This window comes from Streptomyces sp. NPDC054883, from assembly GCF_053610645.1.
The window spans coordinates 89,041-109,587 of record NZ_JBSGYT010000003.1 but is presented as its reverse complement, the minus strand read 5'-3'; the positions used below and the strand labels follow the sequence as shown (position 1 = coordinate 109,587).

Here is a 20,547-nt window from a genome sequence, read left to right as displayed (position 1 = left end):
CCGTCACGTGCAGGACACGCTACGGGCGAACGGCCGAATGCGTGTTCCGTTCCCGGCCGCCGGACCCGGGGAGGAGGCGTCCGGCCCCGTTGATCGGTCTGCGACGATGTGTCCATGCACGAAGCGGACATGCGTACGGACCGGCCGGGGACCCCCGGTCACGTCGTCGTCATCGGCGGTGGCATCGCCGGCCTCGCGGTCGCCCACCGGCTGCTCGGCGACGGCGTCCGCGTCACGCTGCTGGAGGCCGGCCCGCGCCTCGGCGGCAAGCTGTACGCCGGAGAGCTGGCCGGGGCCCCCGTCGACCTCGGCGCCGAATCCATGCTCGCCCGCCGCCCGGAAGGCGTGGCCCTGGCCCGCGCCGTGGGGCTCGGCGACGCGCTCCAGGCGCCGGCCACCGCCACCGCCAGGCTGTGGACCCGGGGCGCGCTGCGGCCCATGCCGCGCGGCCATGTCATGGGCGTCCCGGGCGACTTGGCCCCCCTCGCCGCCTCCGGGGTGCTCTCCGCCGAAGGCCTCGCCCGGATCGGGGCCGAGCCGACGCTGCCGCCCGCCGAGATCGGCGAGGACGTCGCCGTCGGCGAGTACGTCGCCGCCCGCCTCGGCCGCGAGGTCGTCGACCGGCTGGTGGAACCGCTGCTCGGCGGGGTCTACGCAGGCGACGCCTACCGGATCTCGATGCGGGCCGCCGTGCCGCAGCTCTACGAGGCCGCCCGCACGCACGCGCTGCTGGGCGAGGGCGTACGGGAACTGCAGCGCCGGGCGGCGGCACTGCCCCAGGCGGCCGGTCCGGTCTTCGCCGGCATCGAGGGCGGCATCGGACGGCTCCCGCTCGCCGTGGCCGAAGCGTGCCGGGCTGCCGGAGCCGGCCTGCACACCGGCCGTCCGGTGCAGGAGGTCCTGCGTACCCCCGCAGGCTGGCGCGTGGTCGCCGGATCCGAGGTCATCGAGGCCGACGGCGTGGTCCTGGCCACCGCCGCCGGACCCGCCGCCCGGCTGCTCGACGCGCTCGCGCCCGCGGCCGCCGCGGAGCTGCGCGGCGTCGAGTACGCCTCGATGGCCCTGGTGACCATGGCCTTCCGGCGCTCCGACCTGCCGCCCGGGATCACCGCCGGCGGCGCCAGCGGGTTCCTTGTGCCGCCCGTCGACGGCCGCACCGTCAAGGCCTCCACCTTCTCCAGCAACAAGTGGGCCTGGTCGGGCGCCGACCCGGACCTCTTCCTGCTGCGCACGTCCGTCGGCCGCTACGGCGACGAGACCGTGCTGGAGCGCGAGGACGCCGAGCTGGTCGAGGTCTCGCTGCGGGACCTCGGCGAGGCCGTGGGCCTCGCGGCCCGCCCGGTCGCCTCCACCGTCACCCGCTGGGACGGCGGCCTGCCCCAGTACCCCGTCGGCCACCTCGCCCGGGTCGCCCGGATCCGGTCCGCCGTCGCCGCCCTGCCGGGCCTCGCGGTGTGCGGTGCGCTCTACGACGGGGTGGGGATCCCGGCGTGCGTCGCGAGCGCCGACAAGGCCGCCGACGTGGTGCTCGGCGCACTCGGGGGCACGTTCGGCACCCCTGGCACAGACCACTGATCAGCACACGGGACAATAGGCACATGACTGCACCAGAGAAGATTCCCAACGCGGGGAAGAAGGCGAAGGACCTGAACGAGGTCATTCGCTACACCCTGTGGTCCGTCTTCAAGCTGAAGGACGTTCTCCCGGAGGACCGCACCGGCTTCGCCGACGAGGTCCAGGAACTCTTCGATCAACTGGCCGCCAAGGACATCACCGTCCGCGGCACCTATGACGTCTCCGGCCTGCGGGCCGACGCGGACATCATGATCTGGTGGCACGCGGAGACGGCGGACGAGCTGCAGACCGCCTACAACCTCTTCCGCCGCACCAAGTTCGGGCGCGCCCTGGAGCCGGTCTGGTCGAACATGGCCCTGCACCGCCCGGCCGAGTTCAACAAGTCGCACATCCCGGCGTTCCTGGCCGACGAGAACCCGCGCGAGTACGTCAGCGTGTACCCCTTCGTGCGCTCGTACGACTGGTACCTGCTGCCCGACGACGACCGCCGCCGGATGCTCGCCGACCACGGCAAGATGGCCCGCGGCTACCCCGACGTGCGGGCCAACACCGTCGCCTCGTTCTCGCTCGGCGACTACGAGTGGCTGCTGGCCTTCGAGGCCGACGAGCTGTGGCGCATCGTCGACCTCATGCGTCACCTGCGTGCTTCCGAGGCCCGTATGCACGTCCGGGAAGAGGTGCCCTTCTACACCGGACGCCGCAAGTCCGTCGCCGATCTGGTGGCCGGGCTCGCCTGATACCTCCCCTGGGGGGAAGGACCGGCGCAGTGCCCCCGTGACTTGGGGGCGGCCGCCGGTGATCGGGAGGCCCCGCCCCCGAATCGACGCAGCCGGAGACCCCGCCCGGAAGTTCAGACGACAGGCGGCAGCAGCGCCCTGGGAGCATTCCCCGGGGTGCCCGCCGCCCGCTCGTCCAGCGACACCGGTGCGGGCTCCGGATGCGGCGCACACGTGGCACGCCGCCCCGGGGTGTCACCCGTCAGCAAGTACCGCTCCACGTGCCCGTCGACGCAGTCGTTGCGGCCGCCGGACACCCCGTGGTGACCGGCCCCCTGCTCCGTGACCAGCGCGGCCCGCGGGCCGAGCCGCCGCTGGAGTCCGAGCGCGCCGGGGTAGGGGGTCGCCCCGTCCCGTTCCGCCGCCACGATCAGGGTGCGGGGGAGCCCTTGCGGCCCGGCCCGCACGTCCACCGGGCGCTGCCGCTCGCGCACCGGCCAGGAGGCGCAGGGCAGGTTGAGGAACGCGTTCGCCCAGGTCTCGAAGGGCGCCCGGCGCGCCACCGCGGTGTTGTCCCGGTCCCAGGTCGCCCAGTCGGCCGGCCAGTCGGCGTCGTTGCACAGCACCGCCGTGTACACGGCCGTCGCGTTCTCCACGGCGGCCCCGCGGGCCGGATCCGGCGCGGCCTGCTGCGTCAGCGGGCCCGGGTCGCCGCGCAGGAAGGCGGCCAGCGCCCGGGCCCGGTCCGGCCAGACGTCGTCGTAGTACACCGTCTGGAGGAAGGCGGCATGGAGTTCGCCCGTCCCCACCACCCCGCCGGCGGGGGTACGGGCCACCGCGCTCCGGACGCGTTCGTAGGCGCCGAGCACGGCCTCCGCGGTGCTGCCGAGGCCGTACGCGGCGTGGTGCCGGGCGGCCCAGGCGCGGAAGTCGTACCAGCGGCGCTCGAAGCCGGGGCCCTGGTCGAGGTTGTTGCGGTACCAGACGCGGTGCGGGTCCGGGTCGACCGCCGAGTCGAAGACCATCCGGCGCAGGTGGCCCGGGTAGCGGGTGGCGTAGACGGCCCCCAGGTAGGTGCCGTACGAGGCCCCCAGGAAGTTCAGCTCCGGTTCGCCGAGCGCGGCGCGCAGCACGTACAGGTCGCGGACGTTGTTCAGGGTCGTGTAGTACGGCAGGGCGGCGCCGGCCCGCCGGGCGCAGCCGCGGGCGTAGGCCCGGGCGGCGGCGAGCCGTTGCCGCTTGTACGCGGGTGAGGGTTCGGCCGGGACCTGCGCGGGCGCCTGGGCGCGGGCGGCGGGGTCCTGGCAGGACAGCGGGGCGGAGCGGCCGACCCCGCGCGGGGCGTAACCGACGAGGTCGTAGGCGGCGGCGACGCGCTCCCAGGCGGGCAGGCCGCCGAAGAGCGGGAACGCCATCCCGGAGGCACCGGGGCCGCCCGGGTTGTAGACGAGGGCGCCCTGGCGGGCCGCTCCGCCGCTGCCGGTGGCCGGGACGCGGCTGACGGTGAGGGAGATCCGGGGGCCGGCGGGGCGGGCGTAGTCGAGGGGGACGCGCAACGTCGCGCACCGGACGGGGTCCGGCAGTGCCTCAACTTCGGGGCAGGGCCCGAAGGCGAGCGGCGGCGGGTCGTGGGCGACGAGCTCGGCCCCGGCCGACTCGGCGTCCCCGTCGGCCGCCCGGGCGGGGACGGGACCGGCCAGGGCGAGGCCGAGGACCGCCGCGGTGAGCGCGCGTCGGGTGAGCTTCCTGCGCATGGCGGCCCTCTCATCTCATCGGCTGGTCCGATGAGATGCCGACCGGCGGCCCCTTGTACAGCACCCCGGCCCGGGTGTCGTCCGGCCTCCCCCCATTGCCGTACCCACCTCGGCCGGAAGCCGCCCCTGGCGCCCTTGCCCCGCGCGGGCTGAGCGCGCGGGGGCGCGCCGTGGTCCACGGCGGACCGGCCGGCCCCGGCGGCTCTCGGCGCGCCTGGCCGGACGGGCCGTCAGGAACTGCTGGAGCAGCTGGAGCCCGAGGAGCAGCTGGACCCGGACGAGCAGCTGGAGCCGGACGAGCAGCTGGACCCGGACGAGCAGCTGGAGCCCGAGGAGCAGCTGGACCCGGACGAGCCGCAGCCGGGGCTCCCGCCGTCGGTCGCCGCGCACCACACGAGCGGCGCGAACTCGGCGCCCGAGCCGGACGAGCCGGAACCGGCGGTCCGCCGCGCGCCCGCCTGCGCCGCGGCCAGACGGGTACCGCGGGCGGCCGGCACCAACTGCTGCCGCAGGTACGGGTCGCGCAGCCCGCGCAGCCCGAACAGGGCCGTCCGGACCCGCGGGGTGTGGTCGCCCGCGTACCGGGCCCGCATCGCGCCCAGCGCCTCCCGCCCCGCCGGGGTGATCCGCCGACGGGCGCGCCGGGCGCCGGCGATGCCGAAGCCGAACCCGGCCACCAGAACGGGCAACACCTCGCAGATGAAGGGCACCTGGAATTCGGCATCCGAATCCCACGCCACGAAGGTCAGCACCATCGACGGCGGCACCAGCAGCGCGCACACCACCGCCTGGACCAGCCCCCAGCGGCGTCGCCCGCGCCCCGAACCGGGCACGGTGATCAGCCCCCGGCCGGCCAGGGCGTCCCCCGTCTCCTGCACGGCCGGGTCGGCCATGGCCGCGTACCGCACCCGGTACAGCCATCCGGAGGGCGCCTGCACCAGGGCCTGGAGCACGGCGCGCTCGGCTACGTCGGCGGCCCGCACCCCGGGCCTGGCGTGCACGATGCCCGGGCCGCCGACGACCAGCCGGCCGTCGCACAGCAGCGAGACGAGCGCGCTGTCGACGACCGCTCCCGGCCCGCCCGCCAGGAACGCGGCCTCGGACAGGTCGTGCAGGTACGCCGCCGGGCCGGACGACGCGGACCGTCTGCCGCCCGGGCCGCGCAAGAGCAGCACGGTGGAGGCGGCCACGGCGAGCCAGACCGCCACGGCGAGCGCGTTCACGCGGCCTTCCCGACGAGCGCCCGCGCCCAGCGCGCGACCCGGCCCAGCGGCCGCGCCCCGGCCCGCTCCCGCCACCAGGCGGTGAGCCGGCGGCGGGCGGCCGGGTCGGCCGGGAGGTTCCGGATCAGCAGGTGCTCGGCGAAGTCCAGCGCGTCCCGGCGGTATCCGGCCGTCATGGGGCGGCCGCGGGCGTATCCGAGGAACGCGGTGCGGTACGCGTCCCCGCCGCCCAGGAGGGCCGGCAGCTCCGGGGCCAGCTTCGCCACCACCGACGCCCGCTTGGCGGCCAGCGCCCTGGCCTGCACCCGGATCCGCTGCCGGTCGAAGCCCTCCGGTACGGGAGTGCCCGCCACGAGCGCCGACAGCAGCGCGGCCTGCCGCAGCCCGAGCCGGATCCGGACCCCGTCCGTCACGGGGGCCTGCACGGCCTCCGGGCCCGGTTCCCGGGGAGCCGGACCCGGCCTCGACGGGGCGGGCGCGGCGGCCAGCACCCCACGCACGGCCCGGAGTTCCGCCGCCAGCTCGCCCTCCGGCGGGAAGTCGTCGTCCCGCTCCAGCAGGACCCCGGCCGGCTCCACCCGTTCCCGCAGCTGCGCGAGTACGTCCAGCACCACCCCCGGCACGGGGTGCGCGTGCGTGTCGTGCCACACCCCGTTCCGCTCCACGCCCCCGGCGACGTGCACGTACGCCAGCGCCTCCAGCGGGATCGCGTCCAGCACCGCAGCCGGGTCCTCGCCCCGGTTCACCCGGTTGGTGTGGAGGTTCGCCACGTCGATGAGCAGCCGCACCCCGGTGCGCTCCACCAGCTCGGTCAGGAACCGGGCCTCCGTCAGCTCGTCCCCGGGCCACGGGAACAGCGCGGCGATGTTCTCCAGCGCCAGCGGCACGGGCAGTGCGTCCTGCGCCATCCGGACGTTCTCGCAGAGCACGTCCAGTGCCTCCCGGGTCCGCGGCACGGGCAGCAGGTGCCCGGCCTCCAGGGCCGGCGAGGAGGTGCGTACGTACGCGATGTGCTCGGTGACCAGCGGCGCGCCCAGCGCCACGGCCCGCTCCCCGAGCGCGGCCAGCTTCCCGGCGTCCGGGCGGTCGGCGCCGCCGAGGCCCAGCGAGACCCCGTGCGGGACGACGCGCACGCCGCGCTCCAGCAGCCGGGTCAGCGGGGCCGGCAGGTGCCCGGGGCAGATGTTCTCCGCCACCACCTCGACCCAGTCCAGGCCCGGCAGCCGTTCCACCGCTTCCGCGATCTCGGGCCGCCAGCCGATGCCCACCCCCAGGTGTGCCACGGGCTTCATGTCCCCCCGCCCCCTTCCATCGGTCCTTCGCCGATGTGATGGCCCCGGCGGAGTCCGCCCAACCCGCCGGAGGGGACGTTCAGAGCTACATTTGAGGTTCCGCCGGGGCCGGCGCCGGGTTTCCGGGCCCGGGCGCTGCCGCTCGCCGGGCTACAGCCGCGCCCGCAGCGCCGGATGGTCCGAGACCACCGTGCAGGAGCCCGGCGCGATCTCCGTGAACCCCGCGTCCCGCACCACCGGCAGCCCGCTCCCGCTCCCGCTCAGCTCCGCCCACCGCTCGCGCGGGGCCGTCCGTACGGCCAGCGGGAAACCGGAGTCCCGCCAGGCGCCGCGCTCCGCCGGGGTCAGCTCCCACCACGCCAACTGCGCCGCGTGCCCGGCCTGGGCCATCGCCTTGCCGGCCGACATGTCCAGGTCCGGGTTGAGCCACAGCACGGGCACGCCCGGCGCCGCCGGAGCGGCCGGTTCCGGATCGTCGAGGTCGGTGCCCGACACCTGGAGCTTGGCCAGCTCCTTGGGCCAGCCGTCGAGCGGCACCGGCGGGAAGACCCGTACCTCGGTCTGCGCACCCGACGGGCCGGCACCGCGGACCGTGATCCCGGGCAGGGTCCCGGCCTTGCGCCACTCCGCCCCGCGGGCCCGCCGGACCACCTTGCGGATCCGGGCGTCCTGCCAGTCGCGGACGGCCCCGGCCCACTCGCCCTCGCCGTGCGAGCGTTCGTCGGTCAGCAGCACGAGCACCGCGCGGGCCGCCGTCTCCAGCGCGTCGGTCCTGGCGGGCGGTGCGGTCTTCTCGATCCGCACGACCAGCGGCAGCACGAACTGGGGGGCCCCGTCGCGGGCCGCGTGCTCCTTGCGGAAGGGGCTGTCGGCCCCCACGGCCGGCACGGGGGCGGTGTCCTGGGGGGCCTGGGTGTCCTCGGTGCTCATCCGGCCCAGTCTGCCAGCCTCCGACTTCAGGAGGATGCCGCAGGGGTGGCGCCCGGGCGAGGATCGGGCCCATGAAGAGTGATCTTTTCGCGTCCGAGAACCTGGTTCAGCCCGCCGCCGCAGCGGGGATGACCCTCCAGAACGCGAAGTCCGTCAAGTACACCGTCAACGGGGAGATGCTGGCCCGCCAGGGCTCGATGGTCGCCTTCCGCGGCAACCTCCAGTTCGAGCGCAAGGGGCAGGGCATAGGCGGCATGCTCAAGCGCGCCGTGACCGGCGAGGGGCTGGCCCTGATGTCGGTGCGCGGCCAGGGCGAGGCGTGGTTCGCCCACCAGGCCGCGAACTGCTTCATCGTCGAGTTCGAGCCCGGCGACGCCCTCACCATCAACGGGCGCAACGTCCTGTGCTTCGACCCGTCGCTCTCCTACGAGATCCGGATGGTCAAGGGCGCGGGCATGACCGGCGGCGGGCTGTTCAACAGCCTGTTCACCGGCACCGGCAAGCTCGCGGTCATCTGCGAGGGCAACCCGATCATCATCCCGGTCACCGCGCAGGCGCCGGTGTACGTGGACACGGACGCGGTGGTCGGCTGGAGCGCCGCCCTGGAGACCGGGCTGCACCGCTCCCAGTCGATCGGGTCGATGATCCGCGGCGGCTCCGGGGAGGCCGTGCAGCTCAAGCTGAGCGGCGAGGGCTTCGTCATCGTCCGCCCCAGCGAGGTCACCGAGGTGACCGCGGCGCACTGAACGGCCCTGGCCGGCAAGGGCCCGGGCTACTTCCCGATCAGGTCGGAGACCTTCACGAAGCGGTAGCCGCGCTTGCGCAGCTCCGGGACCACCTTGCGGACCGCCTCCTCGGTGACCGGGGCGGCGCTGCGCGTGCAGTGCATGACCACCACCGAGCCAGGCTTGACCCCGGCCAGCACCTGCTCCGCCACCGCGTCGGGGTCCTTGGCGAAGGCGTCACCGCTGACCACGTCCCACTGCACGGCCGTCACCTTCGCCGGGGACAGCGCCCGCAGCGCCTGGTCGTCGTAGCAGCCGCCGGGGAAGCGGAAGTAGGGGACGGTGTTGACCGCACCCGCCTTCCGGAACGCGCCGAAGGCCCGGTCCACGTCGGCCCTCGCGGCGGCGGCGTCGAGCGCGGGGAGCCCGTAGCAGGGGGACTTGAAGGCGTGGTGGCTGTACGAGTGGTTGGCGATCTCGAAGTCGGGATCGGTGCCGATGGCCTTCGCCTGGTCCGGGTACTCCTCCGCCCAGCGGCCGGTCATGAAGATGGTGGCGGGCACCTTGAGGGCGCGCAGGGACGAGATCAGCTGCGGGTTGTCGAAACGTTCCCCCGAGGCGGCGCGCGGCCCCTGATCGGAAGTCATGTCCGCGTCGAAGGTCAGTGCCACCGTCTTGTCCGTGCGCTGCTTCGCCCGTTCGAAGACCGGCGTCAGTCCGTTCGGGCCGGGCGGCAGCACCGGAACGGCGGCCGGCGCGCCGGCCTTCGGCGGGTCCGGGGCGCCGACGGACGGGGAGACCGAGGGGCGAGCCGCCGGGGTGCCCATCCGGGCTTCGTTGGCGGGCTTCGGCGAGCCGCTGCCGGCCCCGCAGCCGGCGAGGGCGGCACCGAGGGCGGCCACGGCCGCGGCTTTGCGCACTGCTACGGAGAGGGTCACGCCAGGCAAAATATCCGACTATGTGGCAAGTAGACGTGCGCGGCACTCGGCTACGTCGAAATCAGCACTCGGATAGCGCGGACCGATGGCCTCCAGATGCTCCGCCAAGAGCTTGCCGACGGCCCAGTTCCGGTACCACTTGCGGTCGGCGGGTACGACGTACCAGGGCGCGGCATCCGTGGAGCAGCGCTCCAGCGCCAGCTCGTAGGCACGCCGGTAGGCCGGCCACAGCGCCCGCTCGTCGATGTCGCCCGGGTTGAACTTCCAGTGCTTGGACGGGTCGTCGAGCCGGGCCAGCAGCCGCTCGCGCTGCTCCTCGTAAGAGAGGTGGAGGAAGACCTTCACCACGGTCACGCCGTCCTCGGCGAGCGACTCCTCGAACCGGTTGATCTCTTCGTAGCGCCGGTCCAGCGTCCCGGGGGGAACCAGTTCGCGGACGCGGGCGATCAGCACGTCCTCGTAGTGCGAGCGGTCGAAGATGCCGATCTCCCCGGGCCGGGGCAGGGCGTTCGTCACGCGCCACAGGAAGGGGTGGCTCCGTTCCTCCGGGGTGGGTGCCTTGAAGGCCTGGACCCGGCAGCCCGAAGGGTTGAAGGAACCGATCACGTGCTTGACCGTGCCGCCCTTGCCGCTGGTGTCCATGCCCTGGAGGACGAGCAGGAGCCGGCGCCGGTCACCCGCGGTGCTCGCGGCGTACAGCCGTTCCTGGAGCGAGGCGAGCGGCCCGGCCATCCTGGCCGTGTCGGCCACGCCGTCCGCCTTGCGGGAGGGGCCGCCCGGCGTCGAGGACGCGTCGACGGCGCCGAGGTCGACCCGGCCGGCCGGGACGCGCAGCAACTCGCGCAGGGCGGGCGGCGACCCGGCCTTCGTGGTCCGCCGAGCGCCGTTCTTCTCCTTCGCCACCGCCGTCCACCCCGATCAGTCGACTCCGTCGATCATCCGGCATCGGGGACGGCGGCGCACGGCGGGCCGGCCGGCCGTGCGGGGGTCCGCCACCGCGAGCGACCGGCCGCACCGCGAGCGGCGTCAGATCAGCTCGGCGCTCAGGGTGATCGTCGTGCCCGTCAGGGCCTGGCTGACCGGGCAGTTCTTCTTCGCGTCCTCGGCGGCGGCCGCGAAGGCTTCGGCATCCAGCCCCGGAACCTCGGCGCGCACCGTCAGATGGATGCCGGTGATGCCCTCACCCGGCTGGAACGTCACGTCGGCCTTGGTCTCCACCCGGGTGGGCGGGGTGCCCGCACCGTCGAGGCCGTGCGAGAGGGCCATCGAGTAGCAGCTGGAGTGCGCCGCGGCGATCAGCTCTTCCGGGCTCGTCTTGCCGTTCGCGGCCTCGGCGCGCGAGGGCCAGGAGACGTCGAACGAACCCCGACCCGAGGAGTCGAGGGTGACGACACCGCCGCCCTTGAGGAGGTTGCCCTCCCAGTTGGTGTGGGCGGTACGCGTGGTGGCCATGGTGGATCCCTTCGCAGAAGTGGGAAACGACCGGACCGGCCGTACGCATGACGATCCGTACGCGCGAACGGCCCGGCGCCACCCAACCTACTGGGCCACCAGCCCCTTCGCGTCGCGTGCCAGGGCGGTGAGCCGGGATATGGCGCGGAAGTACTTCTTCCGATAGCCCCCGTTGAGCATTTCTTCACTGAACAGGCGGTCGAACGGCACGCCCGAGGCGAGGACCGGTATCTCGCGGTCGTACAACCGGTCGGCCAGGACCACCAGCCGCAGCGCCGTCGACTGGTCCGGGACGGGGCCGACATCGGTCAGGCACACCGCGGATATCCCGTCCGTCAGCGCTCCGTAGCGGCTCGGGTGCACCTTCGCCAGGTGTTCCAGCAGCCCGGGGAAGTCGTCGAGGCTCGCGCCCGGCGTCGCGTACGCGGCCTTGGCCACCTGCTCGTCCGAGAACGGCGCCGGCGCCTCCGGGAGCCCGCGGTGCCGGTAGTCCTGGCCGTCGATCCGCAGTGGCCGGAAGTGCGCCGACAGGCCCTGGATCTCCCGCAGGAAGTCGGCCGCCGCGAACCGGCCCTCGCCGAGCTTGCCGGGCAGCGTGTTGGAGGTCGCGGCCAGCGCCACGCCCTGCTCGACGAGCCGGCTCAGCAGCGAGGACACCAGCACGGTGTCACCCGGGTCGTCCAGCTCGAATTCGTCGATGCACAGCAGCCGGTGGCCGCCGAGGGTCTGCACGGTCTGCTGGAAGCCGAGCGCGCCCACCAGGTTGGTCAGCTCCACGAAGGTGCCGAAGGCCTTCAGCGCGGGCTCGGCCGGGGTCGCGTGCCACAGCGAGGCCAGCAGGTGCGTCTTGCCGACGCCGTAGCCGCCGTCGAGGTAGACCCCGCCGGGGGCGGCGGCCGGGGCAGCGGGCTTCTTCGAGAACCAGCGCCGCCTGCCGGACCCGCTGGCGTGCGCCCCGCCCAGTCCCGCGGCGAAGGCGCTGAGCACGGTGACGGCCTCGCGCTGGCTGGGCTGGGTGGGGTCGGGTTCGTAGGTGTCGAAGCGCACCGAGTCGAAACGCGGCGGCGGCACCATCTCGGCGACCAGCCGTTCGGCGGGCACGCGGGGGGCCCGGGCACACAGGGCCTGGGGACCCGCGTCGGCTATCGGCTGCCGCCCGGAGGCCTGACCGGAGGTCGTGAGAGAGGTTGACACAGCCCTTAACTCTACGGGCCGTGGCACACTGCATCGATGCGACGCCTGTTCCCTGTGACCGATCAGACATCAGCAGACCGGAGCGACCGGCCGTGGTCGCCGGACGAGCTCGCGGAGGCCTACGCGTACCCCGCGCTCGGCCCCGACGGCCACTGGCTGCGGGCCAACATGGTCTCGACCCTCGACGGAGCCGCCCAGCACGACGGCCGCTCGCAGCCCATTTCCAGCGAGACCGACATGCAGGTCTTCGGCACCCTGCGCGCGCTGGCGGACGTGATCGTCGTCGGCGCGGAAACGGTTCGCCAGGAGGGCTACCGCCCGGCACGGGCCCGGGCGGCCTTCGCGGAGCGGCGCAGCGCCGCGGGCCAGGGCCCGGCGGCCGCCATCGCGGTGATCACGGCGAGCATGGACCTGGACTTCTCCCTGCCCCTGTTCACCTCCCCCCTCGTGCCCACGCTGGTCGTCACCGGCGCCGCCGCCCCCGCCGACCGGGTGGCGCAGGCATCCGCGGCCGGGGCCGAGGTGGTGGTCGCGGGCGACGGGGCGGCCGTCGACCCCGCACGGGCGGTCGGGGAACTCGCCGCGCGCGGACTGCGCCGCCAGCTCACCGAGGGCGGACCCCGACTGCTGGGGCAGTTCGTGGCCGCCGACGTGCTGGACGAGCTGTGCCTGACGATCTCCCCGATGCTCACGGCGGGCGGTGCCCAGCGCATCGCCGGAGGCCCCTCCGTCACGGTTCCGCACCGGCTCGCGGCGGCCGGTGTGCTGGAGGAGGCCGGGTTCCTCTTCACCAGTTACCGTCGAATCTGAACAAGGGGCGGAATTCGCCGTTCCGCTTTGCTTCCGGTGGGCACATACCTGGGCAGAGATATCCGCGCAAGCCCGCGCGAGAGCGGGGCAGGATGGTTTCCGCAGAGGCCGGCCCCCCGGCCTCGGCCCATGAAGGAGAGGGCGTCCGTGTTCACGAGCGTATTGATGATCGAGCAGCCGCTGACCCCGGTGGACGTGGACTTCGTCACCACCCTGCACGGAGACGACGAGGTGTCGTTCCTCGTCCTCATGCAACCGAGGGGGGACCAGGACAGGCTGCTGCGCGCCATCGACGACGTCGCGCTCGGCGAGCTCCCCGAGGCGCTCCACGAGGGTGACGAGCCGGAGGGCACCGCCGCCCGCCGCCCCGCCGCCCAGGCCCTCGAACACTCGTTGGAAGCCCTGCGCAGAAAGGGCGCCAAGGCCGTCGGCCAGCTCGTCGAGGACCACCCCCTGGACCGGCTCAAGGCCGTCGTGGACGAGACCGGGGCCGACGAGGTGATCGTGCTGACCGCGCCGCACTTCGTCGAGGAGTTCTTCCACCGCGACTGGGCCTCCCGCGCGCGGCACAAGGTCGGCGTTCCGGTGCTCAAGCTGTTCGCCCACAACGAATAGGCTGGCCCCGGCTCACCCCTAGCAATCGATTCCTGGAGCGACCTGAATGAAGCCCGGCCTGCCGACCGCCATGGAACGGCCCCACTTCATCGGCATCGGCGGAGCCGGCATGTCCGGCATCGCGAAGATCCTCGCCCAGCGCGGTGCGCGGGTGGCCGGCAGTGACGCCCGTGACTCCGAGACCGCCCAGGCGCTGCGCGCCCACGGCGCCACGGTGCACGTCGGGCACGCCGCCGGCCACCTCGCGGACGACTCCACCTGCGTGGTCGTCTCCAGCGCCATTCGCGCCGACAACCCCGAGCTGGCCCGCGCCGCCGAACTGGGCATCCCGGTCGTGCACCGATCCGACGCCCTGGCCGGCCTGATGGACGGCCTGCGGCCGATCGCGGTGGCGGGCACGCACGGCAAGACCACCACCACCTCCATGCTGGCGGTGTCCCTGTCGGCCCTGGGCCTGGACCCCTCCTACGCCATCGGCGGCGACCTCGACGCCCCGGGGTCCAACGCCCACCACGGCGAGGGCGACATCTTCGTGGCCGAGGCGGACGAGAGCGACCGCAGCTTCCACAAGTACGCCCCGCAGGTCGCGATCATCCTCAACGCGGAGCTCGACCACCACGCGAACTACGCGTCGATGGAGGAGATCTACGAGTCCTTCGAGACCTTCGTCTCGAAGGTCGTCCCCGGCGGCACCCTGGTCGTCGCCCACGGCCAGGCCGGTGCGGCCGAGATCGCCGCCCGGGTGGCCGGCCGGGAGGGGCTGCGGGTCGTCACGTACGGCGAGGAGGCCGGCGCCGACGTCCGGATCACGAAGATCACCCCGCGCGGCCTGACCAGCGAGGTCACCGTGGTCCTGGGGTCCCCCGGGCCGGAGGCCGGGGGAGGGCGGATGCTCACCTTCACCGTCTCCGTCCCCGGCCGGCACTACGCGCACAACGCCGTCGCCGCCCTGGCCGCCGGTGTCGCGCTCGGCATCCCGGCGCACAACCTCGCCTCCGCCCTCGGCAAGTACACCGGCGTCAAGCGCCGCCTCCAGCTCAAGGGAGAGGCCGCGGGCGTGCAGGTCATCGACTCCTACGCGCACCACCCCACGGAGATGACCGCGGACCTGGAGGCCATCCGCGGCGCCGCCGGGGACTCGCGCATCCTCGTCGTCTTCCAGCCCCACCTCTTCTCCCGCACGCAGGAACTCGGCAAGGAGATGGGCCTGGCCCTGGCCCTGGCGGACGCCTCCGTGGTGCTGGACATCTACCCGGCCCGCGAGGACCCGCTGCCCGGCGTCACGAGCGAGCTCATCATCGAAGCGGCCCGGACCGCGGGCGCCGACGTCGCGGCCGAGCACGACAAGGACGCCGTCGCCGACGTCATCGCGGGAATGGCCAAGCCCGGTGATCTCGTTCTCACCATGGGCGCGGGCGACGTCACGGATCTGGGACCGCAGATCCTCGCCCGCCTGTCGAGCTGAAGGCCAGAGGGAGCGGGAACGTCATGGCGTACGAGGTCGAGAAGACGGACGAGCAGTGGCAGGCGGAGCTGACCCCGTCCGAGTACCAGGTGCTGCGTCTCGCGGGCACCGAACCGGCCTTCCGTGGTGAGTACACCGACACCAAGACGGAAGGCGTCTACTCCTGTCGGGCGTGCGGCGCCGAGCTGTTCCGTTCCGACACGAAGTTCGAGTCGCACTGCGGCTGGCCGTCCTTCTACGACCCGAAGGACACCGACGCGGTCGAGCTGATCGCGGACACCTCGCACGGCATGGTCCGTACCGAGGTCCGCTGCGCGAAGTGCGGCTCCCACCTGGGCCACGTCTTCGAAGGCGAGGGCTACCCGACGCCCACCGACCAGCGGTACTGCATCAACAGCATCTCCCTGCGGCTGTCCCCGACGGAGAACTGACCCGCGGCAGGGCTCCCGTCGAGCGCCGGCGGGCCCGGGAAACCGGGCCCCCCGGCGCTCCGGCGTCCGGGGCGTCACCGCCGCGCGCACTGCCCGGTGAGGTAGTCGTCCAGGCTGCGGGCCGGGCTCCAGCCCTGGGAGCGGGCCCGGGTCAGGTCCAGGACCACCGGGTGGGCCAGCTGGTCCACCGCGTAGCGGCTCAGGGCCGGTTCCCCGCGGGACAACGTCTCCGCGATCCGGGCCGCGGCGACGGCCACGCCCGGCGGGAGGTGCCGGATCCGGGCCCGCATGCCGTGCGCGCGCAGGACCGCCCCGACGGCGGCGTCCCGGGAGTACGGGCGTGCGTCCGCGATGTTGTACGCCCCCGGTGCCCAGCCGGCCGCCGCCAGACAGGCGCCGGCCAGGTTCTCCACCGCCGTCAGGCTCAGCCGCACGTCCGGCCCCGGCAGCAGCAGGGTCCCGGCCCGGACGCGGGAGAGCAGCCGGGGAAGCAACTGGGTGTCCCCGGGGCCGTAGACGGCCCTCGGGCGCAGCACCACCGCACCGGCGGCCAGCGCCAGGTCCTCGCCCGCCGCCTTGGTACGGCCGTAGGCGCTCAGCTGCCCGGTCCGCGGATGGTCCTCGCGGACCAGGGAGCGGTCGCGGTGCGGGTCGTAGACGCTGGCGCTGCTGACCCAGACCACCGGACGCCCGCCCGCCGCCCGCAGCAGCCGGGCGGCGCCGTCGACGTTGACCGCCCGCATCGCGGCCTCGGCCGCCGGGCCGGGGGAGGGGTCGCCGACCGCCGCCGCGCAGTGCACCACCAGGTCCGTGCCCGACAGGTCCGGCTCCGCGCGGGCCGCGTCCCAGAACCGGTGGGAGCCGGCCGGCCCGGGACGGCGGCCCACGCACACCACCTCCGCCCCGCTCGCGGCGGCCGCCCGGGCCACGTGCCCGCCGCAGAAGCCGCTCGCTCCGGTCACGGCGATACGGAGTTTCACGCGCCCGCCCCCACCGTCAGAGTGCGCCACCCCGGAAGGGCCGCCCGCCGGTCCACCCGGGCCCGGGTCACCACCGGCCGGTACGGTGCCAGCGCCTCCAGCACGCCGTCCAGTTGGGCCCGTGCCAGCCGCGCCCCGGGACACGCGTGCGGCCCCGCCCCGAAGACCAGGGCGGCCACGCCCGCGGGCGCCGGCCGGCGGGCGTCGGGGTCGCGCCGGTGGGCCCCGGCGGCATGCCGCGCGACCAGCAGCAGCCGGTCCCCGGCCCGCACCGGGCAGCCCCCGGCCGACCCGGCCGCCGCGGCCACCCGGGGCAGCAGCGGCGAGGCCGCCGTGACCCGCAGCAGCTCGTCCACCAGCCTCGGCCGCAGCAGCGGATCGCCCGCCTGGTCCCACAGCCCGGCGTCCGCGCACCAGGCCACCGCCCGAGGCAGCGCCGCCACGGTCGTGTTGACGGCGGCCACCGCGACCATCGCCGCCAGGGCGTCGTCCCGGGGGCCGCCGAGGAGTTCCCGCAGCCGCGCCGCGGTACGGGCCGCTGCGGCCCGCGCCCCCGGCCGCGGCGGTCCCGGCAGGTGCCCCCGCACCGAAGCCGCCGCCGCCTCGGCCGCCGCCCGGGCGACGGCCCGCGGCTCGGCCGGGCAGTCCAGCAGCGCGCAGACCACCACCCCGGCCAGTTCCCGCGCCAGCTCCACCGCGTCGACCTCACCGCCCCGTGCCAGCGGCAGGAGCCGGCGTACGAGCAAGGGCTGCCAGAGCGCGCGCAGTTCCGCGACCCCCGCCGCGCCGAGCCGCTCGGCCAGGACCCGCCGGTCCGCCCGGTGCCCGCTGCCCTCCTGGTCGAACAGCACGCCCCCCGCGCCCTCCAGCGCGGCCCGGGCGGCGCCGCCCGTGGTGCCCGGCGCCGTCCGGTCGAGCGGCAGCCGGGTCAGCGCCTCGCGGTAGGCCTCCGCGTCGTGCACCAGCACGGAACCGCCGATCCGGCGTACGGGCCGGCCGCGGGTGGCGGCGAGCAGCCCGAACAGCAGCGGGTGGCCGCCCAGGTAGACCCGGCGGTCACGCCGCCGGGCCCGCAGAGCCGGGTTCACCGGACACCGCCCTTCCCCATGTCCAGGGCGGCCGCCGCCAGCTTCGAGGCAGCAGCCCGGTCCGGTTTGCGCGAGCGCCCCGCGAGCGGGACGTCCGCGAAGAGCAGCGCGTCGGGCCGCGCCGTCCCCATCCGCCGCAGCGGTTCCGACAGGGCCGCCCGCAGCGTCGGTTCGGCCACCCCGCGCCGCGGCTGGACGACGGCCACCAGCCGCTCGTCGCCGTCGTCCGCCGGCACCCCGACGAGCACGCCCAGTTCCACACCCGGCACGTGCAGGGAGGGTTCGTACAGGCCCGGGTAGATGTTCTCCGCCCGCCGCAGCACCATGTCCTTGCACCGGCCCTCCAGCACGATCCGCCCGGCACCGTCCAGCCGCGCCCTGTCCCCCGTACGCACCCACGCCTCGGGTTCCTCCCCCAGGTAGCGGTCCCGGGCCGCCGGGCCGGCCAGCAGTAGCTGCCCGCCCGCGTCCCGTTCGGCCCGCACTCCCGGCAGCGGCGTCCCCGCCAGGTCCCCCGGGCCGGTGAAGGCGGCCTTCTCGCGGGACTCAACGGCCGCCGCGGGGAACAGCTCCGTCAGGGCGTACACGCCCCAGGCCTGGTCGGCGCCCGCGTCCCGGACGCGGTTCAGCAGCTCGGCGCCGGCCGGCGCCGAGCCCGTCCACACCCGTCCCGTGAAGCCCGCCCCCGCGGCCAGCGCGTCCCGCAGCTGCGGCGGCGTCAGGTAGGTGTCCTGCGGGCGGAGCCGCTCCAGCTGCCGGGCCAGCGCGCGCGGGGAGCGGGCCGGCAGCGCGACCGGCGCGCCGCGGGTGAGCGAGGGGACCAGGACGAAGAAGGTGCCGCCGAGCACCGGCTCGCCCGGCCGGGCGCCCGCGAACAGCGCCGACACCGTCTCCATGCCCGCCGCCAGGCTCGCCCGGGTGTGCACCACCGCCCGCGGTCGCGACGTCGTCCCGGAGGTGAACACGATCACCGCGTCCCCGTCCCCGTCGAAGCGCGCCGGGACCCCGGCGCGCGGGGCGTCCCGTTCCAGGGCGGGCGCGCACCACGGCAGCCGCCGCCCGACGGTCGCCACCGGGCCGCCCAGGCCCGCCAGGTCCGGCAGCTCCAGCCGGGCCCGCCGGGCCAGCGGCGCCGCCCAGCCCGCGACCGCCTGCGCGGCGGCGTCGGCGAGCACCAGTGCGGGCCGGGCCAGCGCCAGCCGGGCCCGCAGCACCTCGGGCCCCGCGCCCGGGTCGAGCACCGCCCCGCGCAGCCCGAGCCGCCACAACGCGAGCAGTACCGCCAGGGCCCGCGGTCCGGGCCGCACCGCCACCCCGACGGTGTCCCCGGCCCGCAGTCCGCGCGCGTGCAGCGCGGCGGCGAACGCGTCGGCCTGCCCGGCGAGTTCCCCGCGGGTGGCCCGCACCACGGGGGCGCCGCCGCGGCCGGCGGTGAGGACCGCCGGCAGACCGGGGCGGGCGCGCAGGGCGTGTTCGAGTCGGTCCAGCATCAGCGCGGGTCGTCCGTTCCGTGCGTACCGCTGCCCAGGTCCAGGTACCAGCGGGCGGTGCCCCGGAGCCCGTAGGCCCGAAGCCGCCGCGTCGAGTTCTCCACCACCATCGCGCGGCAGTGTGTGATCCGGTCGGTGTGCCGGCGTACGGCGTTCAGGAACAGCCGGTCCGTCGGCGAAGGGCGCCGGGGCATCCCGCCCACGGCCAGGTACAGCTCGGCGGTGACGGCCATGTTGTTCCCCGCGTGCATCCGGTACGGGGCGCGGTAGCCGTGTCTGCGCGCGTGCCGGGGCCGCAGCCGGCCGAACAGCGCGGCGAGCGCCACCAGCCCCGCGAACCCGGCCCGGCCGAGCGGCCCGTGCTCGTCGCGCCGGGCGGTGATCCGCCCGCACACCAGCCCCGGCCGCCGCAGCAGTGCGTCCCGCGCCGCGGCCGTCCAGCCGGGCCGGGGCAGGCAGTCGGCGTCCGTCCGGGCGAGCAGGGTCGCGCCCTGCGCGATCGCGTACCGGAAACCGGTGTCCACGGCGGAGCCGACGCCCTTCTCCGGCTCCTCGGTCACCTCCACCGCGAACGGAGCCCGCTTCGCGAACTCCCGGGCGACGGCCGCCGTGCCGTCGGTCGACGCGTTGTCGACGACCAGCAGGGTGAAGTCCCGGTCCCGTTGCGCCGCCAAGGCCCGCAGGGTGTCGCCGAGGCGCGCCTCCTCCTGGTGTGCCGGCACCACCACCCACAGGTTCACGACTTCTCCCAGACCATCGTCATGATGCTGATGCCGCCGCCGAGCCCGACGAAGAGCACCCGCTCCCCGGCGGCCAGCCCGCCGAACACCCGGTCCAGCTGCACCCCGATGCTCGCGCTCGCCACGTTCCCGAGCTCCGGCACGGTCACCACCAGCTTTCCCGCCGGTACGCCGGTCAGCTCCGCGAACCGCTCCAGGTAGGGCACGGTCACCTGGTGCACCAGCACCTTCGCGAAGCCGTCCCACTCCATGCCCGTCCGGTGCAGGGTCCGGTCGATGACCGCCGTGCCGACCTTCTCGAACACCCCGCGCAGTTCGTGGCCGTCGCCCTGGAAGTAGGTGTACTCGTCCCCGCGCGGGTGCCGGGAACCGCCGCCCGGGATGCCGCCGACCTCCCAGTGCTCCGAGTGGGTCTCGGTGTCCACGTCCAGGATCCCGCCGCGCTCCACCGCCTCCACGACCACCGCCGCGCCCGCGTCGCCGAAGGTGTAGCCGGCGAAGCCCGCGCGGAACTCCGCGGCGTCGGCGGGCGCAGTGCGCACCGCCCGGCTCGGCGTCTCGCCGGTGACCACCAGAGCCCGGTGTGCGCGGCCCGAGAGGATCATGGAACGGGCCAGGTCGATGCCGTTGACGAAGCTGTTGCAGGCGTTGGTGACGTCCAGGGCGTGCGCCCGCGACCCCAGTTCGGCCTGCACGATGTGGGCGGTGGCGGGCTCGACCAGGTCCCGGGAGGCGGAGGCGAACACCAGCAGGTCGATGTCGAGCGGGCCGAGCCCGGCCGCGGCCAGGGCCCGGCGGGCGGCGCCCACGGCGAGCGTGGAGGCGTACACCCCGTCGGCCGCGACGCGGCGGGAGAGGATCCCGGTGGTCTGGGCCAGCACCCTCGGCGGCAGCGCGAGACCGCTGTGGCGGGCCACTTCCCGCTGGAGCTCGTCGGAGGAGAGCGCGTCCTCGGGCAGCGTGCTGCCGACGGCGGTTATCCCGGCGGCGTGCGGCCGCGGCTGCCGGTGGGAGGGGCTGGGCCCTGACTGAGTGAACATGTCCACACGATGGCAAGCGCCGGCCGGGCGGACCTGAGTACGGATGCTCAGATCGGCCGTGTGCGGTGCCCGAGTAGCCGGCCCAGGGG

Annotated in this window: 20 protein-coding genes; 7 read left to right on the top strand and 13 right to left on the bottom strand. The window is 75.1% G+C overall.

The features are described 5' to 3' along the window. Window positions 1-114: 114 nt before the first annotated feature. Both hemG and hemQ read left to right on the top strand, forming a co-directional pair. On the top strand, window positions 115-1,575 hold the full coding sequence (gene hemG, locus ACWGH1_RS04155; protein WP_453354712.1) for a protoporphyrinogen oxidase: 1,461 nt from the start codon (window positions 115-117) through the stop codon (window positions 1,573-1,575). A gap of 23 nt (window positions 1,576-1,598) precedes the next feature. Beyond that, window positions 1,599-2,312, top strand: coding sequence for a hydrogen peroxide-dependent heme synthase (hemQ, locus tag ACWGH1_RS04150; RefSeq protein WP_453354711.1), 714 nt, complete (start codon window positions 1,599-1,601; stop codon window positions 2,310-2,312). Window positions 2,313-2,425: 113 nt separating this feature from the next. On the opposite strand, the gene ACWGH1_RS04145 is transcribed toward hemQ, so the two are convergent. The 4 genes from ACWGH1_RS04145 to ACWGH1_RS04130 form a co-directional block, all read right to left on the bottom strand. Next, window positions 2,426-4,045: an alpha/beta hydrolase gene (locus tag ACWGH1_RS04145; RefSeq protein ID WP_453408406.1), complete on the bottom strand. Its 1,620-nt coding sequence runs from the start codon at window positions 4,043-4,045 to the stop codon at window positions 2,426-2,428. A gap of 230 nt (window positions 4,046-4,275) precedes the next feature. Continuing rightward, window positions 4,276-5,268 carry a TIGR04222 domain-containing membrane protein gene (locus tag ACWGH1_RS04140; RefSeq protein ID WP_453357679.1) on the bottom strand — a complete coding sequence of 331 codons (993 nt, stop codon included), beginning with the start codon at window positions 5,266-5,268 and terminating at the stop codon, window positions 4,276-4,278. Then, a complete protein-coding gene (locus ACWGH1_RS04135; protein ID WP_453408405.1) occupies window positions 5,265-6,560 on the bottom strand; it encodes a multinuclear nonheme iron-dependent oxidase in 1,296 nt (431 codons plus the stop codon). The genes ACWGH1_RS04140 and ACWGH1_RS04135 overlap by 4 nt, the downstream gene beginning before the upstream one ends. Window positions 6,561-6,710: 150 nt before the next feature. Beyond that, window positions 6,711-7,490: an aminoacyl-tRNA hydrolase gene (locus ACWGH1_RS04130; protein ID WP_453354082.1), complete on the bottom strand. Its 780-nt coding sequence runs from the start codon at window positions 7,488-7,490 to the stop codon at window positions 6,711-6,713. Window positions 7,491-7,561: 71 nt separating this feature from the next. Here ACWGH1_RS04130 and ACWGH1_RS04125 point away from each other — a divergent pair, with 71 nt between their 5' ends. Continuing rightward, on the top strand, window positions 7,562-8,236 hold the full coding sequence (locus tag ACWGH1_RS04125; RefSeq protein WP_453354083.1) for an AIM24 family protein: 675 nt from the start codon (window positions 7,562-7,564) through the stop codon (window positions 8,234-8,236). A gap of 26 nt (window positions 8,237-8,262) precedes the next feature. On the opposite strand, the gene ACWGH1_RS04120 is transcribed toward ACWGH1_RS04125, so the two are convergent. The 4 genes from ACWGH1_RS04120 to zapE all read right to left on the bottom strand — a co-directional run bounded on the left by ACWGH1_RS04120 (window position 8,263) and on the right by zapE (window position 11,751). Then, entirely contained in the window at window positions 8,263-9,153 is an 891-nt protein-coding gene (locus ACWGH1_RS04120) for a polysaccharide deacetylase family protein (RefSeq protein WP_453354084.1), read from the bottom strand. 18 nt (window positions 9,154-9,171) lie between these two features. Further along, a complete protein-coding gene (locus ACWGH1_RS04115) occupies window positions 9,172-10,056 on the bottom strand; it encodes a polyphosphate kinase 2 family protein (protein WP_453354085.1) in 885 nt (294 codons plus the stop codon). Between the two features lie 123 nt (window positions 10,057-10,179). Then, window positions 10,180-10,605, bottom strand: a complete 426-nt coding sequence (locus ACWGH1_RS04110) for an OsmC family peroxiredoxin (protein ID WP_453354086.1) — start codon at window positions 10,603-10,605, stop codon at window positions 10,180-10,182. An 87-nt stretch (window positions 10,606-10,692) separates the two neighbouring features. Then, window positions 10,693-11,751, bottom strand: coding sequence for a cell division protein ZapE (gene zapE, locus ACWGH1_RS04105; RefSeq protein WP_453354091.1), 1,059 nt, complete (start codon window positions 11,749-11,751; stop codon window positions 10,693-10,695). 84 nt (window positions 11,752-11,835) lie between these two features. On the opposite strand from zapE, the gene ACWGH1_RS04100 reads away from it, so the two are divergent. The 4 genes from ACWGH1_RS04100 to msrB all read left to right on the top strand — a co-directional run bounded on the left by ACWGH1_RS04100 (window position 11,836) and on the right by msrB (window position 15,120). After that, entirely contained in the window at window positions 11,836-12,609 is a 774-nt protein-coding gene (locus ACWGH1_RS04100) for a pyrimidine reductase family protein (RefSeq protein WP_453354087.1), read from the top strand. 147 nt (window positions 12,610-12,756) lie between these two features. Further along, window positions 12,757-13,224: an indole-3-glycerol phosphate synthase gene (locus ACWGH1_RS04095; protein WP_453354088.1), complete on the top strand. Its 468-nt coding sequence runs from the start codon at window positions 12,757-12,759 to the stop codon at window positions 13,222-13,224. A 46-nt stretch (window positions 13,225-13,270) separates the two neighbouring features. After that, window positions 13,271-14,689: a UDP-N-acetylmuramate--L-alanine ligase gene (gene murC, locus ACWGH1_RS04090; protein WP_453354089.1), complete on the top strand. Its 1,419-nt coding sequence runs from the start codon at window positions 13,271-13,273 to the stop codon at window positions 14,687-14,689. A 23-nt stretch (window positions 14,690-14,712) separates the two neighbouring features. Continuing rightward, the gene (gene msrB / locus ACWGH1_RS04085; protein WP_453354090.1) at window positions 14,713-15,120 is read left to right on the top strand and encodes a peptide-methionine (R)-S-oxide reductase MsrB; all 408 of its coding nucleotides are present in this window, start codon (window positions 14,713-14,715) and stop codon (window positions 15,118-15,120) included. Window positions 15,121-15,194: 74 nt separating this feature from the next. Here msrB and ACWGH1_RS04080 read toward each other — a convergent pair whose 3' ends face one another. The 5 genes from ACWGH1_RS04080 to ACWGH1_RS04060 are packed head-to-tail and all read right to left on the bottom strand — an operon-like array spanning window position 15,195 to window position 20,458. Next, a complete protein-coding gene (locus ACWGH1_RS04080) occupies window positions 15,195-16,100 on the bottom strand; it encodes an NAD-dependent epimerase/dehydratase family protein (RefSeq protein ID WP_453408404.1) in 906 nt (301 codons plus the stop codon). Next, on the bottom strand, window positions 16,097-17,188 hold the full coding sequence (locus ACWGH1_RS04075) for a cytochrome P450 (RefSeq protein ID WP_453408403.1): 1,092 nt from the start codon (window positions 17,186-17,188) through the stop codon (window positions 16,097-16,099). The genes ACWGH1_RS04080 and ACWGH1_RS04075 overlap by 4 nt, the downstream gene beginning before the upstream one ends. Beyond that, window positions 17,185-18,678: an AMP-binding protein gene (locus tag ACWGH1_RS04070; RefSeq protein ID WP_453408402.1), complete on the bottom strand. Its 1,494-nt coding sequence runs from the start codon at window positions 18,676-18,678 to the stop codon at window positions 17,185-17,187. The genes ACWGH1_RS04075 and ACWGH1_RS04070 overlap by 4 nt, the downstream gene beginning before the upstream one ends. Next, window positions 18,678-19,418: a glycosyltransferase family 2 protein gene (locus ACWGH1_RS04065; protein WP_453356731.1), complete on the bottom strand. Its 741-nt coding sequence runs from the start codon at window positions 19,416-19,418 to the stop codon at window positions 18,678-18,680. Before ACWGH1_RS04065 ends, ACWGH1_RS04070 begins: the two co-directional genes overlap by 1 nt. Beyond that, complete coding sequence (locus ACWGH1_RS04060; RefSeq protein WP_453356732.1) at window positions 19,415-20,458, bottom strand: 3-oxoacyl-ACP synthase III family protein; 1,044 nt, start codon at window positions 20,456-20,458, stop codon at window positions 19,415-19,417. The genes ACWGH1_RS04065 and ACWGH1_RS04060 overlap by 4 nt, the downstream gene beginning before the upstream one ends. Window positions 20,459-20,547: the final 89 nt, after the last annotated feature.

Coding starts and splice junctions, on each gene's coding strand:
- msrB (WP_453354090.1), top strand. CDS start 14,713: ATGGCGTACGAGGTCGAGAAGACGGACGAGCAGTGGCAGGCGGAGCTG.
- hemG (WP_453354712.1), top strand. CDS start 115: ATGCACGAAGCGGACATGCGTACGGACCGGCCGGGGACCCCCGGTCAC.
- ACWGH1_RS04110 (WP_453354086.1), bottom strand. CDS start 10,605: ATGGCCACCACGCGTACCGCCCACACCAACTGGGAGGGCAACCTCCTC.
- ACWGH1_RS04070 (WP_453408402.1), bottom strand. CDS start 18,678: ATGCTGGACCGACTCGAACACGCCCTGCGCGCCCGCCCCGGTCTGCCG.
- ACWGH1_RS04145 (WP_453408406.1), bottom strand. CDS start 4,045: ATGCGCAGGAAGCTCACCCGACGCGCGCTCACCGCGGCGGTCCTCGGC.
- murC (WP_453354089.1), top strand. CDS start 13,271: ATGAAGCCCGGCCTGCCGACCGCCATGGAACGGCCCCACTTCATCGGC.
- ACWGH1_RS04060 (WP_453356732.1), bottom strand. CDS start 20,458: ATGTTCACTCAGTCAGGGCCCAGCCCCTCCCACCGGCAGCCGCGGCCG.
- ACWGH1_RS04135 (WP_453408405.1), bottom strand. CDS start 6,560: ATGAAGCCCGTGGCACACCTGGGGGTGGGCATCGGCTGGCGGCCCGAG.
- ACWGH1_RS04130 (WP_453354082.1), bottom strand. CDS start 7,490: ATGAGCACCGAGGACACCCAGGCCCCCCAGGACACCGCCCCCGTGCCG.
- ACWGH1_RS04125 (WP_453354083.1), top strand. CDS start 7,562: ATGAAGAGTGATCTTTTCGCGTCCGAGAACCTGGTTCAGCCCGCCGCC.
- hemQ (WP_453354711.1), top strand. CDS start 1,599: ATGACTGCACCAGAGAAGATTCCCAACGCGGGGAAGAAGGCGAAGGAC.
- ACWGH1_RS04100 (WP_453354087.1), top strand. CDS start 11,836: ATGCGACGCCTGTTCCCTGTGACCGATCAGACATCAGCAGACCGGAGC.